This is a genomic window from Streptomyces sp. NBC_00299 (assembly GCF_036173045.1).
GTDB lineage: Bacteria > Actinomycetota > Actinomycetes > Streptomycetales > Streptomycetaceae > Streptomyces > Streptomyces machairae.
Genome location: NZ_CP108039.1, coordinates 1,375,214 through 1,387,513 on the forward strand (window position 1 = coordinate 1,375,214; position 12,300 = coordinate 1,387,513).

13 protein-coding genes, 1 tRNA gene and 1 pseudogene are annotated in these 12,300 nt (G+C 70.2%); 6 read left to right on the forward strand and 9 right to left on the reverse strand.

Annotated features, from left to right (window positions below):
• Positions 1-47: 47 nt before the first annotated feature.
• From OHT51_RS43310 to OHT51_RS05935, 4 genes are all read left to right on the forward strand, one after another.
• Positions 48-149 carry a putative leader peptide gene (locus OHT51_RS43310; protein WP_363034319.1) on the forward strand — a complete coding sequence of 34 codons (102 nt, stop codon included), beginning with the start codon at positions 48-50 and terminating at the stop codon, positions 147-149.
• Positions 150-255: 106 nt separating this feature from the next.
• Positions 256-1,362: an ABC transporter substrate-binding protein gene (locus OHT51_RS05925; RefSeq protein WP_328877824.1), complete on the forward strand. Its 1,107-nt coding sequence runs from the start codon at positions 256-258 to the stop codon at positions 1,360-1,362.
• Between the two features lie 36 nt (positions 1,363-1,398).
• Positions 1,399-2,196, forward strand: coding sequence for an ABC transporter ATP-binding protein (locus tag OHT51_RS05930; protein ID WP_328877825.1), 798 nt, complete (start codon positions 1,399-1,401; stop codon positions 2,194-2,196).
• Entirely contained in the window at positions 2,183-3,121 is a 939-nt protein-coding gene (locus tag OHT51_RS05935; RefSeq protein ID WP_328877826.1) for an ABC transporter permease, read from the forward strand. The genes OHT51_RS05930 and OHT51_RS05935 overlap by 14 nt, the downstream gene beginning before the upstream one ends.
• Before the next feature lie 301 nt (positions 3,122-3,422).
• On the opposite strand, the gene OHT51_RS05940 is transcribed toward OHT51_RS05935, so the two are convergent.
• Positions 3,423-3,496, reverse strand: a tRNA-Pro gene (locus tag OHT51_RS05940).
• Positions 3,497-3,671: 175 nt separating this feature from the next.
• Here OHT51_RS05940 and OHT51_RS05945 point away from each other — a divergent pair.
• Entirely contained in the window at positions 3,672-4,604 is a 933-nt protein-coding gene (locus OHT51_RS05945) for an alpha/beta hydrolase (RefSeq protein ID WP_328877827.1), read from the forward strand.
• A gap of 36 nt (positions 4,605-4,640) precedes the next feature.
• Here OHT51_RS05945 and OHT51_RS05950 read toward each other — a convergent pair whose 3' ends face one another.
• The 7 genes and pseudogenes from OHT51_RS05950 to OHT51_RS05980 form a co-directional block, all read right to left on the reverse strand.
• Entirely contained in the window at positions 4,641-4,982 is a 342-nt protein-coding gene (locus tag OHT51_RS05950; RefSeq protein ID WP_328877828.1) for a hypothetical protein, read from the reverse strand.
• Between the two features lie 158 nt (positions 4,983-5,140).
• Positions 5,141-6,316 (reverse strand): annotated as a pseudogene (locus OHT51_RS05955) (MFS transporter); the annotation flags it as partial.
• Positions 6,317-6,396: 80 nt separating this feature from the next.
• The gene (locus OHT51_RS05960; RefSeq protein WP_328877829.1) at positions 6,397-7,347 is read right to left on the reverse strand and encodes a catechol 2,3-dioxygenase; all 951 of its coding nucleotides are present in this window, start codon (positions 7,345-7,347) and stop codon (positions 6,397-6,399) included.
• A complete protein-coding gene (locus tag OHT51_RS05965; protein ID WP_328877830.1) occupies positions 7,344-8,453 on the reverse strand; it encodes a 4-oxalomesaconate tautomerase in 1,110 nt (369 codons plus the stop codon). The genes OHT51_RS05960 and OHT51_RS05965 overlap by 4 nt, the downstream gene beginning before the upstream one ends.
• A complete protein-coding gene (locus tag OHT51_RS05970) occupies positions 8,450-9,160 on the reverse strand; it encodes a 4-carboxy-4-hydroxy-2-oxoadipate aldolase/oxaloacetate decarboxylase (protein ID WP_328877831.1) in 711 nt (236 codons plus the stop codon). The genes OHT51_RS05965 and OHT51_RS05970 overlap by 4 nt, the downstream gene beginning before the upstream one ends.
• Complete coding sequence (locus OHT51_RS05975; RefSeq protein ID WP_328877832.1) at positions 9,157-9,909, reverse strand: PIG-L deacetylase family protein; 753 nt, start codon at positions 9,907-9,909, stop codon at positions 9,157-9,159. Before OHT51_RS05975 ends, OHT51_RS05970 begins: the two co-directional genes overlap by 4 nt.
• A 71-nt stretch (positions 9,910-9,980) precedes the next feature.
• Positions 9,981-10,631 carry a GntR family transcriptional regulator gene (locus tag OHT51_RS05980; protein ID WP_328877833.1) on the reverse strand — a complete coding sequence of 217 codons (651 nt, stop codon included), beginning with the start codon at positions 10,629-10,631 and terminating at the stop codon, positions 9,981-9,983.
• Positions 10,632-10,830: 199 nt separating this feature from the next.
• On the opposite strand from OHT51_RS05980, the gene OHT51_RS05985 reads away from it, so the two are divergent.
• A complete protein-coding gene (locus tag OHT51_RS05985) occupies positions 10,831-11,175 on the forward strand; it encodes a cupin domain-containing protein (protein ID WP_328877834.1) in 345 nt (114 codons plus the stop codon).
• On the opposite strand, the gene OHT51_RS05990 is transcribed toward OHT51_RS05985, so the two are convergent.
• Positions 11,165-12,169: a LacI family DNA-binding transcriptional regulator gene (locus tag OHT51_RS05990; protein ID WP_328884251.1), complete on the reverse strand. Its 1,005-nt coding sequence runs from the start codon at positions 12,167-12,169 to the stop codon at positions 11,165-11,167. The two genes, OHT51_RS05985 and OHT51_RS05990, sit on opposite strands and share 11 nt — an antisense overlap.
• Positions 12,170-12,300 lie beyond the last annotated feature (131 nt).

Here is a 12,300-nt window from a genome sequence, read left to right on the forward strand (position 1 = left end):
ATCAACCAGGTAGGAAAACTAGGAATCGGTGGGATGGGGGGGTGGCCATGACTGTGCGCGATCACGCAGGCCTCGTCCGGCCCCTTCTGACCTCGCGTCGCCACATCGATTTCGCGCGTACGTCCAGCGCCATCTGTCGGCTCGTCTGAAGCCGTTCGCGGAGCCTGCCCGTGCTCCGCGCAAGCGCCGCCGTTCTCCGACGTACTCCGCACTCCCCTGTCACTCACCTGCCACTCATTCCGAGAGGACACCTCCGTGTCTGCCGCAAGACCGCTCACCACCCTGCGCACCCTCGCCGCCATAGCGGCGCTCCCTCTGCTGCTGACCGCCTGCGGCTACGGCGCCGACTCCACCGACGACGGCAAGCAGGCCGAGGTCGCGGCGGACGCCAAGAAGCTCTCCGTCGACGAGGTGAAGATCGGCTACTTCCCCAACCTCACGCACGCCACCGCGCTGGTGGGCGTCCAGGAGGGCCTGTTCCAGAAGGAGCTCGGCGGCACCACGATCAAGCCCTCGACGTTCAACGCCGGGCCGTCAGAGATCGAGGCGCTGAACTCCGGCTCCATCGACATCGGCTGGATCGGCCCGTCCCCCGCGATCAACGGCTACACCAAGGCGGCCGGGAAGAACCTGCGGATCATCTCGGGGTCGGCCTCGGGCGGGGTGAAGCTCGTCGTCAACCCGGAGAAGATCAAGTCCCTCAAGGACGTCAAGGGCAAGAAGATCGCCACGCCGCAGCTCGGCAACACGCAGGACGTGGCGCTGCTCAACTGGATCTCCGAGCAGGGCTGGAAGGTCGACGCGGAGAGCGGCAAGGGTGACGTCTCCGTCGTCCGCACCGACAACAAGATCACGCCGGACGCCTACAAGTCCGGCTCGATCGACGGTGCGTGGGTGCCGGAGCCGACCGCGTCCAAGCTGGTCGCCGAGGGCGGCAAGGTGCTGCTCGACGAGGCCGACCTGTGGCCGGACAAGAAGTTCGTGATCACGAACATCATCGTGCGGCAGGAGTTCCTCAAGGAGCACCCGGACGTCGTCGAAGCCCTGCTGCGCGGTTCGGTGAAGACCAACGAGTGGATCAACGCCAACCCGGACAAGGCCAAGGCCTCCGCGAACAAGGCCCTGGAGGAGCTCTCCGGCAAGGCCCTGCCCGCCGAGGTCATCGACCCGGCGTGGAAGTCGATCACCTTCCTCGACGACCCGCTGGCCGCGACCCTCGACAGCGAAGCGGAGCACGCGGTGAAGGCCGGCCTGCTGGAGGAGCCCGATCTGAAGGGCATCTACGACCTCACGCCGCTCAACAAGGTCCTCAAGGCCGACGGCAAGGACGAGGTCGACGACGCCGGTCTCGGCGTCAAGTAACCACCGCATCCGCCCAGTTCCCAGGAGGTGACGACCATGGCCACCCTGACGGCCACGACCGCGAAGGTCGCCGAGGACGCCGCGGCGGTGACGTATGCCGCCCGTGTCGAGCATGTCTCGAAGTCCTTCGCCGGCCCCGCCGGGCAGCAACTCGTCCTCGACGACATCACGCTCGATGTCGCGCCCGGCGAGTTCGTCACCCTCCTGGGGGCCTCCGGCTGCGGCAAGTCGACGCTGCTGAACCTGGTCGCGGGGCTGGATCGGCCGTCCGCCGGTTCGATCGGCACGGACGGCCGGCCCGCCCTCATGTTCCAGGAACACGCGCTGTTCCCCTGGCTGACCGCCGGCAAGAACATCGAGCTCGCGCTCAAGCTGCGCGGGGTCGCCAAGACGGAACGCCGCCCCGAGGCGGAGCGGCTGCTCGAACTCGTCCGGTTGCAAGGGGCGTACGGCAAGCGGGTGCACGAGCTGTCCGGCGGCATGCGGCAGCGGGTTGCCCTGGCCCGGGCGCTGGCCCAGGACAGCCGGCTGCTGCTGATGGACGAGCCGTTCGCCGCACTGGACGCGATCACCCGTGACGTCCTGCACGACGAACTGACCCGCATCTGGCGCGAGACGGGCGTGTCCGTCCTGTTCGTCACACACAACGTGCGCGAGGCGGTCCGCCTGGCCCAGCGTGTGGTGCTGCTGTCCTCACGGCCCGGCCGCATCGCCCGGGAATGGACCGTCGACATCCCGCATCCGCGCCGCATCGAGGACACCGAAGTCGCCGAGTTGTCCGTCGAGATCACCGAAGAACTGCGTGGGGAGATCCGCCGCCATGGCCGGCACTGACAACCGCGTCGACATCAAGGTCGACGTCACCAAGGACGGCTCCGAGACGGCCGGGGCGCCGCAGGATCCCAACGATCTGGCGGGACTTGAGGCCGGGCTCGACGCGCTGGATTCGGTACGGGTGGACCGTACGCCGTTGCGCGAGACCCTGGTCCGCAAGGTGCTGCCGCCCGTCACCGCTGTCGCATTGGTGCTGGTGGTCTGGCAGTTGCTGGTGTGGGCCGAGGTCGCCCCCGACTACAAGCTGGCCTCGCCGTCCGACGTGTGGGGCGAGGTCCGCGAGGCCTGGCTCCAGGGCACGTTGCTCGACTACATCTGGACATCCGTCTCTCGCGGCCTCCTCGGATTCCTCCTCGCTCTCGCCATCGGTACGCCGCTCGGTCTGCTGGTCGCCCGGGTGAGGTTCGTCCGGGCGGCCATCGGCCCCATCCTGTCGGGCCTTCAGTCGCTGCCGTCGGTGGCCTGGGTGCCGCCGGCCGTGCTCTGGCTGGGCCTCAACAACTCGATGATGTACGCCGTGATCCTGCTCGGCGCGGTCCCGTCCATCGCCAACGGCCTCGTCGCGGGCATCGACCAGATCCCCCCGCTGTTCCTGCGCGCCGGTCGGACCCTGGGCGCGACCGGGCTGCGCGAGGCCTGGCACATCGTGATGCCGGGGGCGCTCCCGGGCTATCTCGCCGGCCTGAAGCAGGGCTGGGCGTTCTCCTGGCGCTCACTGATGGCCGCCGAGATCATCGCCTCCTCCCCCGATCTCGGCGTCGGCCTCGGCCAGTTGCTGGAGAACGGCCGCAACAACAGCAGCATGCCTCAGGTGTTCCTGGCCATCTTCCTGATCCTCCTCGTCGGAATCGCCATCGACCTGCTGATCTTCAGCCCGCTGGAGCGGCGGGTGCTGCGGGGGCGGGGGTTGCTGGTGGCTCACTGAGGGCGGGTGGGGCCGGGCCGGACCGAGCTGGGACGAGCCGACTGCGCGGTGCGGCCCCGCGACCCACCGCCCACTGCCGGTCGCACGCCGACCTCTTGGCCCCCGCGGGTCCACCGCCGCACGCCGCCCGCAGCAGCCCCCGCGAAACACTCCCGGGGGAGTGCACCCACCTGGTTCGCCGACGCCGGAGTTCAACTCCACGTCCTGCGCAGGATTGTGCTGCGCGCACCGCGCTCGCGAAATGATCAAGGGCCGGTTTCGGATCTCTCCGAAACCGGCCCTGACCTGTGACTGTCTTCAGTCGGGACGACAGGATTTGAACCTGCGACCCCTTGACCCCCAGTCAAGTGCGCTACCAAGCTGCGCCACGTCCCGATGCCTGCCCCGCGGTGAACCGCGTGATCATGCAGGTCAACCCTACCTCATGGGTGGCCCCGCCCAGCCGGTCCGACCTCTTGACCCATTATTGCCGCCATCTATAATTGCCTAACTCAAGGAGGGCCGGTCCGCTGCGGGACAGGCCCACGGGCCGCGACCGAACGGAAGCCATATGTCCCTCCTGACCCGGCCTGCGGTGGCCGGCCTCGTCGCCAAGGTCATGCAGCGCGTGACCGTCATGGCGGACCGGCGTTCCGGCGGCCGGGGCTCCGCCGCCGCCTCGCACGCCCGCTTCCCCGAATATCCGCGCAGTATAAGGGAGTTGACGATCCCGACATCGATCGCTCCCGCCCGGGCCACGGTGTATCTGCCCGCCCATGACGAGCCGGCCCCGCCCGTGCACGTCAACTTCCACGGTGGCGGCTACGTCATGACGCTGACCGAGCTGGACGATCCGCTGTGCCGGTTCCTCGCCGCCGAGGCGGGGGCGGTCGTGATCAACGTGGACTACGTCGTCGCGCCGCAGCATCCGTTCCCGGCGCCGCCCCGGCAGGCATACGAGATCGTTCGGTGGGTCGCGGCGCACGGCGCCGAGGAGGGGTGGGACGGCGGACGGCTCACCGTGGGCGGGCAGAGCGCCGGCGGCGGGCTCGCGGCGGCCGTGGCGCGGCAGGCCTTCGAGGAGGGCGTGCCGTCGATCGCGCTCCAGGTGCTGCACTATCCGCCGCTCGACCTGGCGACGGGCGTCCGGAACAAGCGCGCCGCCATCGCCAAGCCGATGCTGCGGCCCTGGATGGGCGACGTCTTCGACTCGTCGTACGTCCCGGATGTCCGGCGGCGCCTCGATCCGCTCGTGTCCCCGGCGCACCCTTCGGACACCGCGGATCTGAAAGGCATCGCGCCCGCGCTGGTGATCACCGCCGAATACGACCTGCTCCGGGCCGAGGGCGAGCATTACGCGGAGCGGCTCCGGGCCGTCGGTGCGCTGGTCGACCACCATGAGGTGCGCGGCGCCGATCACGGGTACGACGGGACCGACGACGAGAAGGCGCGGGACGTTTACACGATCATCGCGCGACGGGTCCGGGAGGCCGTCGAGGTCTGACGGAACCGCGGGGCTGCGGGGCTGCGGGGCGCGGGCCTAAGAGCCCAGCCCGCTCTGCCCGTTGGCGACCACTGGTTGCCTCTCCGCGGCCGCGCGGGTCCCGGCACTCGCCACCGGCACGCGGTACTCGTCCGGGGACGGGACGCGCACGTTCACCGGGACCACCGGCACGACGACCGAACTCCGGTCGGCCGAGGGCCAGATGGGCTGAGCCGCCGGGGCGGATGTCGGGGTGGTCCGGGACCCTCGCCCCGAGCCCCCGGACCTCCCCATGCCGAACCCCGACATCAGCAGGGCCACGGCCACGACCACCCACCACGGCAGGCCCGCCTTGGCCATGAACGCGACGACGGCTGCCAGCGCGAGAAGTGCCGTCACGTCCCTGCTCCCCCTTTACCGAACAACTCAACAGCCCCGGGCGCACCGAGAGGTGCCCTCCATCACTACGGGCATATGACGCAACAATACGCGAGACCGTCGTATAACCCAGTTCGGCTCATCTGTACATATGGTTCGTCAGTACATATGACGGGCGGTCAGTGTGCTCCTACGAGTTTCTGCTCGCTGTCACTCCCAGTGGTCCGTTTCGAGCCGCGCAGTGCGGCGATCCCGATGAAGACCATGGACGACAGGCCGGCCAGGGCGAACGCGGTGAAGCCCCAGTCGCCCTTGTTCGCGGCGAGCAACTGGCCGCCCAGCCATGGCCCGAAGACGGCGCCGAAGCGGCCCATGCCGGAGGTCCAGCCGACGGCAGTGGCGCGGTTCTCGGGGCGGGAGCGGATCGAGACGGTCGCGTAGATCATGGTCTGCGCGCTGTTCAGGAACACCCCGGTGAGGAACACCACCCCGAAGGTGAACGCCAGCGGCATGTGCACGCTGAGCAGGAAGACACCGGCGGCGGTCAGCGCGAACCAGATCGCCGAGATCCGCGGGGCGCCGAACCGGTCGGAGGCGCGGCCGGCGACGAGCATGCCGACGATGCCGCCGAGGTTGAACAGGACCACGAAGGTCAGTGCGGAGCCGAGGTTGTAGCCCTCACCTCGCATCAGGGTGGGCAGCCAGGTGGCGACGCCGTAGACGAGGAGGAGCCCGCCGAAGGAGGCCAGCCAGTACAGCAGGGTCTGGCTCCACTCACCGCCGCGGAACAGGCCGGCCAGGGCGTTGAAGCGGCCGGCGGCGGCCTGATTGTCGGCGGCGGAGGCGGCGGGAGCGGCCGGCAGTGCGACCTCGTAGCGCCGGGCCAGTTCGCCGGCCTCCTCGCTGCGGCCCTTGACGACCAGGAAGCTCAGCGACTCCGGCAGGAACCTGACCAGGACCGGCACGAACAGCAGGGGGAGCACGCAGAACCAGAACGCGGCCCGCCAGCCCAGGGGTTCGACGACCCAGAGGGCGACATAGGCGGAGAGGATGCCGCCGGCGTGGTGGGCGGTCATCAGCATCCCGATGGTGAGAGCGCCGCGGCCGCGCGGGGCGTAGTCGGAGACCATGCTGATCGCGGTCGGCAGCAGACCGCCCAGGCCGATGCCGGCGAGCGTGCGGCCGAGTCCGAACACCCCGACACTGCCCGCCGTCGCGCACAGCCCGGAGGCAAGCGAGAACAGCGCGACGCAGGCGACCATCAGCTTCTTGCGGCCGATCCGGTCGGCGACCGTGCCCGCGGTCAGGGCACCGACCAGCATGCCGAAAGTGGCGTAACTGCCCAGGTCACCGGCCTAGAGCGAGAGAGTCAACAGTTTTGTCAACAATCTCAGCGACAATCCAGGGCTGCTCAAGAAAGCGCCTGAGCGCCTTCTCAGGCGACCGGCGGCGTCCCGTGCGTGTGGAAGGACTCGATCGTCTTCAGGCCCCATGCCTGCCCCTTGGCCCGCTCGGCCTCGGTCCAGGTGATCAGCGGCCAGTCCGGGGCCAGCACCAGCCGCGTGAGCGGGTTGCACAGCTCGATGCGGTTGCCGCCGGGCTCGTAGACGTACAGGAAGAACGTCTGCTGGATGGCGTGCTTGTGCGGGCCCGTCTCGATGAACACGCCGGTGTCGACGGCGAGGTCGGCGGCGCGCAGGATGTCCTCGCGGGTGTCGGCCGCGAAGGCGATGTGGTGCAGCCGGCCGGTGGAGCCGGTCCAGTCCGAGGTGTAGACGACGTCGTACGACTTGTCGGTGAAGGTCAGCCAACGGGCCGCGATCTTCCCGGAGTCGAGCCGGATCTGCTCGGTGGGCCGGGCGCCCAGCACCTGTTCCTGGAACTCGGCGTTGGCGAGCACGTCGGCGGCCAGGAAGTTGACGTGGTCCAGCCGCCGTACACCCACGCCCCGGTTGGGCTTGGCCTGCGGCTGGTTCTTCAGCGCGGGCTTCAGCTCCGCCCGTGCCCGGTAGTGCTCGCTCTCCCAGTAGAGGGCGTGTTCGTGCCCGTCGGGGTCGGTGGTCAGGTAGAGCCTGCCGATACCGGGCTCGTCCTCGGCCCACTTGCCGGAGCCGCCCGCCGCCTCGATCGCCTGGATACGGCGGTGCAGGGCCTCCTCGCTGGAGGTGCGCAGGGCGAGCCGTCCGAGGCCCGGCTGTTCGCGGGCGGTGAGGACCAGGCTGTGGTGCTCGTAGTCGTCGTAGGTCCGCAGGTAGACGGTGTTGCCGTCCTGCCCGTTGACGGTGAGGCCCAGGTAGTCGGTGAAGAAGGCGACGCTGGCGTCCAGGTCCGGGGTGAACAGCTGGGCGTGGCCGATGTGGGCGATGTCGCCGAGCGGCGGGGTCATCGGGGGCCTCCGGGGGTGGGTACGGGGAGTGGGGCCGTCTCGGCGGGCCGGGGGAGGACGGTGCCGTCGAGGATCTTGCGGGCGGTGCGGACAACGGCCGTACGGCGGGCTGTGGGCAGGCCCGCCGAGTCGGTGCCGAGGCTGCTCTCGATGTCCAGGAAGCCCGTGGGGTGTTCGATGCGGACCCGGTCGCCCTCGGGCGACAGTTCCGCGAGCTCAGCGCCGACGCCTCCTTCGAGGCGCAGTCCGGCGGCGACACCGGCCGCGCCCAGCACGCCGATCGACGTGTGGCAGCGGACCGGGATGAAGGTGCGGGTGGTGACCGCGCCGCCGTGGCGGGGCGGGGCGAGGAGCGTGACCTTGGGGACGGTGGCGTCCGAGACGTCACCGAGGCCCATCAACTTGCCTGCCACCGACCGGAGTTTGCTCAGGCGGGCGGCGAGAGCCAGGTCCTCCTCCAGCTCCTTGGGCGTCTCGTAGCCGGTGACCTTGAGCGCGGCGGCCCGGACGAGGACGGTCGGCATGCCGTTGTCCACACAGGTCACGGCGATGCCGTCGATCTCGTCACGGGCGTTCCCGGTGGGGAGCAACTGCTGTGTACCGGACGGGAATTCGATCACCACGGGGGCTCCCGTGCCGGGGACGCCCGAGATCTCGGCATCTCCCGTGTAGTCCACGCGGCCACCCGGGGTCGGGAAGGTCACGGTGGCGAAGTCGCCGGTGTTGACCATGCGGATGCGTACCGAGGTCCGCTCCTCCCCCGCTGCGACGAGACCGCGTTCGACGGCGAACGGCCCGATGCCCGCGAGGATGTTCCCGCAGTTCTGACGGGCGCTCACCTCAGGCTTGGCGACGGCCACTTGGAGAAAGAGGTAGTCGACATCGGCTCTCTGGTCCGACGACGGCGACACCACGGCGACCTTGCTCGTGAGCGGGTGCGCGCCGCCCAGGCCGTCGATCTGCCGCTCGTCGGGACTGCCCATGATGCGCAGCAGCAGCTCGTCGCGGGCGCCGGGGTCGGCGGGCAGGTCCGTGGCCAGGAAGTAGGCGCCCTTGGAGGTGCCGCCGCGCATCAGCATGCAGCGGACCTCCGCCTGCCCGGTCACGGCTGTGCCTCCCCACGGACGTACTCGTCATGGGACTTGTACGTCACGCCGAGCCGTACGAGCGTCTCTCGCAACCCGTAGCGGTCCAGGCCCAGTTGGCCGCCCAGGAAGGCGGCGCGGGTCGCGGCCTCCTTGGCCTCGCGTGCCTCGGCGCTCGCCGCCGTCTCCCCGGCGCGCTCGCGGGGTACGACCACGACGCCGTCGTCGTCGGCGAGGATCACGTCGCCGGGGCGGACGACCTGGCCGTCGATGGCGATCGGCACGTTCACGGAGCCGCCGGTGGCCTTGACCGTGCCCTGTGAGGACACCGCCCGGGACCAGGCGGCGAAGCCCATGTCCCGCAGCTCCTGGGTGTCGCGGATGCCCGTGTTGAGCACGACACCACGCACGCCGCGCTGCTGGAGGGCGGTCGCGAACAGCTCTCCGAACAGACCGTCCGTGCAGGGCGAGGTCGTCGTGACGACCAGGATGTCACCCTCGCCGCACTGCTCCACGGCGGCGTGGATCATGAGGTTGTCGCCGGGCCAGCTCAGCACCGTGACGGCCGTGCCGGCGACCCGTACGCCCTGCTGGACGGGGCGAATCCCCGGTCCCAGCAAGCCGGTTCGGCCCATCGCCTCGCTCACCGTCGCCACGCCGAAGCCGGCCAGCGCGTCGACGTCCCTGCGCTCCGCCCTGGGCGGGTTGGTGACGATCACGCCGCTCATGCCAGCTCCTTCGCGATCTGCGGGAAGGGGCGCATGTAGGCCTCGGCCATGGTCCGGTGGGCCAGGCCCAGGTTGGGTCCGGCGTTGCGCCTGAGCTGGACGCCGCGGCGGACGGCGAGGTCGGTGTAGTAGTCCCACAGGTGCTGCTGGGCGCCGAGGCACTCCATGGCCGCACGCTTGGTCTCCCACACCTCGGTGATGTCGAGCAGGACCTCGGGGCGAAAGCCGCTCATCTCGGGCTGGTGCGGCTCGAAGTAGAAGACCGGCGGGGCGCCGATGATGTCGCCGTCCCCCGGGTAGCCGATGGCCTGCGCGAGGATCCGGGCCTCGAGGGCCATGCGGTTGGCGGCCGGGTGGTCGCCGTTGTAGGGGTCCTCGGCCGGGTGGGTGAGCACCACGTCGGGCTGGGTCTCGCGGTGGACGGCGACGAGTTGGTCGGTCAGCTCGGCGGTGGCGAGCAGCGGATAGTCGCCGGCGTCGAAGAAGCGGACCTCGGCGCCGAGGGTGGCTGCGGCGCGCTCGGCCTCGCCCTGCCGTATCGCCTTGATCTCCTCCAGCTTCCTGCCCTCGCGCCAGGCCTTGGCGGACTCGCCGCGCTCGCCGAAGGTCAGACAGGCGATGGTGATCTTCTCGCCGCGGGAGGCGGCCAGGGCGATGGCTCCGCCCGCCCGCCACACGAAGTCGCCGGCATGAGCGGTGATGACGAGGGTCGAGCGTGCTGCGGTCGGGGGCGCAACGGCGTGCGTCATTACGGGTCTTCTCCTTGGGTGACAGGTGTGCGCCCGCCCCTGACGCGCCGTCGCGCTGCGACGTGTACGACTCAGTCGCGCAGCGCCTCGATCACGCTGGTGAGGTGGGCGCGGACGGCCGCCTCGGCCGCCTGCGGGTCCCTGGACCGGATCGCCTCGATCATGGCCAGGTGCTCGTTCAGGGAGTGCTGGGGACGCCCCGGCCTGAGCGCCAACTGGAAGCGGTGGCGCACCAGTTGTGCGTTGAGCCGCTCCAGCAGTTCCGCGGCCGTGCGCTGGCCGGAGAACTCCCGGATTCTGGCGTGCAGTTCCTGGTTCAGCTCCGAGTACGTCATCGGCTCGCCGTCGGCCACGGCCTTGGTCATCGCCGCTCCGAGGTCCGCCAGTTGGGTCAGCTGCTCGTCGCCGGCCGCGACTGCCGCCTTGGCCGCGCACAGCCCCTCCAGGACCATGCGGCACTCGGTGATGGCGACCGCTTCCTCCACGGTCACCACCCGCACCCGCGAGCCGCGGTTGCGGATCCGCTCGACCAGTCCCTGTGCCTCCAGATCGATGAGTGCCGCGCGGATGCTGGCCCGTGTCACACCGAACTGCTCGGCGAGTTCGTTCTCCACCAGCCGCTGTGCCGGTGCCATCTCGCCGTGCAGGATCGCCTGCCGCAGCTGCGCGAGCGCATGCTGCTTGGCCTGCTCTCCGGTGCTCGGACGGGCTTCCTTCGGCATGTGCCCTCCCTGAGTGAGTGCCTGTCGAACGTAAATCTAGCCAAACATAATTGTCAACAATTTTGTCCGCCGTATTGAGCGCAAGGTCGGCCGAGTCCAGTCGGGGGTCCGCGGCGACGACGGAGTGTCCGCTCCGCGCCGCCCACACCCCACACCCTGTCCACGCCCCCGCCCCGCCCACCCCGGCTAGGGTCGCCGCATGACGCACAGCTTCGTACTGCACATCCCCGACGCCGAGCTCGAACCCGAGCCCCTCGACCCCGGGCAGATCGTCTCCGGCACGCCCGAGGTGACCGGCAAGGTGGTCTGGGAGTCGGAGGACGGGCGTCAGGTCCGGGGCATCTGGCAGATCACGCCCGGCGTGGTCACCGACACGGAGGCCGACGAACTGTTCGTCGTCATCAGCGGGTCGGCCACCATCGAGTTCGAGGGCGGGCCGACGCTGACGGTGGGACCCGGCGACATGGCCGTACTGCGCGAGGGCGACCGTACGACCTGGACGGTGCACGAGACGCTGCGCAAGGCGTACGCGATCAATCAGTGAGCGGGGGCGCCGTCGAGCCCCGGATCTCCAACGTCGGTGCCGCGAGGCGGACTTCGCCCGCTCCCCCACCGCCCTCGAACCGTTCGAGCAGACAGCGGGCCGCGCGCCGGCCGACCTCGTGGCTGGCGTTGTCGACGCTGGTGAGCCAGACGTGGCGCAGGCGGGCGATGCTCGTGTTGTCGTAGCCGACGACGGACAGGTCGCGCGGCACCCGCAGGCCCGACTCGTCGGCCGCCGACAGGGCACCGATGGCGGCGATGTCGTTGACGGCGAAGACGGCCGTCGGCCGGTCCGCCCGGCTCAGCAGACGGACCGTCGTGCGGTAGCCGCCCTCCTCGGTCATGTCGCTCGGCTCGACGACCGCCTCGGCCGCGAGGCCGTGCTCGCGCATGGTCGCCTCGAAGCTGCGCCGGCGCAGCTCACCGACCGCGCCGTACCCCGCGATGTGAGCGATGCGCCGGTGTCCGAGGCCGATGAGGTGCTCGGTGACCAGGCGGGCGCCCCGTTCGTCGTCGTTGGCGACGACGTCCACGCCGGGCAGCCGCGGCTCCCGCGCGCCCGCCACCACCACCGGGAGGCGCTCGGCGACAGTTCCGAGCGCGGCAGGGTCGGGCAGCGTGCCGACGACGATCAGGCCGTCGACCCCGAGGTCCAGGAAGGGACCGGTCGGGTCCTGTCCGGTACGGCGGTTGAGCCGGGCATCGGCGAGCAGCATGTGCAGGCCGTTGTCGTGCAGGAGCGAGTTCAGCCCGTCGAGCATGTCGACGAACCAGGGGTTGCGCAGGTCGTTCAGGAGGACGCCGACCGTGCGGGTGCGCTGCTCGCTGAGGCTGCGCGCGGCGGCGTTCGGGCGGTAGCCGAGCTCGCGCACGGCCCGCAGGACGGCCTCCCGCTTCTCCGGGCGCACCTGGTCCGAGCCGCGCAGCACCAGCGAGACCAGCGATTTGGAGACGCCGGCCCGGTCGGCCACATCACGGATCGTCGGCGCTCTCATGAACATGGACCGTTCCATGCGGTGCTCACCTTGTCAAAGGGACCGGGAAAGGGTTGACACCGGCGCCGAACCGCACTCAAGGTGATTTGGGCAAGAGATGGACCGGTCCAAAGGAAGTCCAGAGAAGGGCT

Bases quoted from the DNA above. Each gene is read 5' to 3' on its own strand.
- OHT51_RS43310 (WP_363034319.1), top strand. From the start codon at position 48: ATGACTGTGCGCGATCACGCAGGCCTCGTCCGGCCCCTTCTGACCTCG.
- OHT51_RS05930 (WP_328877825.1), top strand. From the start codon at position 1,399: ATGGCCACCCTGACGGCCACGACCGCGAAGGTCGCCGAGGACGCCGCG.
- OHT51_RS05935 (WP_328877826.1), top strand. From the start codon at position 2,183: ATGGCCGGCACTGACAACCGCGTCGACATCAAGGTCGACGTCACCAAG.
- OHT51_RS05945 (WP_328877827.1), top strand. From the start codon at position 3,672: ATGTCCCTCCTGACCCGGCCTGCGGTGGCCGGCCTCGTCGCCAAGGTC.
- OHT51_RS05960 (WP_328877829.1), bottom strand. From the start codon at position 7,347: ATGACCCCGCCGCTCGGCGACATCGCCCACATCGGCCACGCCCAGCTG.
- OHT51_RS05970 (WP_328877831.1), bottom strand. From the start codon at position 9,160: ATGAGCGGCGTGATCGTCACCAACCCGCCCAGGGCGGAGCGCAGGGAC.
- OHT51_RS05975 (WP_328877832.1), bottom strand. From the start codon at position 9,909: ATGACGCACGCCGTTGCGCCCCCGACCGCAGCACGCTCGACCCTCGTC.
- OHT51_RS05980 (WP_328877833.1), bottom strand. From the start codon at position 10,631: ATGCCGAAGGAAGCCCGTCCGAGCACCGGAGAGCAGGCCAAGCAGCAT.
- OHT51_RS05985 (WP_328877834.1), top strand. From the start codon at position 10,831: ATGACGCACAGCTTCGTACTGCACATCCCCGACGCCGAGCTCGAACCC.
- OHT51_RS05990 (WP_328884251.1), bottom strand. From the start codon at position 12,169: ATGAGAGCGCCGACGATCCGTGATGTGGCCGACCGGGCCGGCGTCTCC.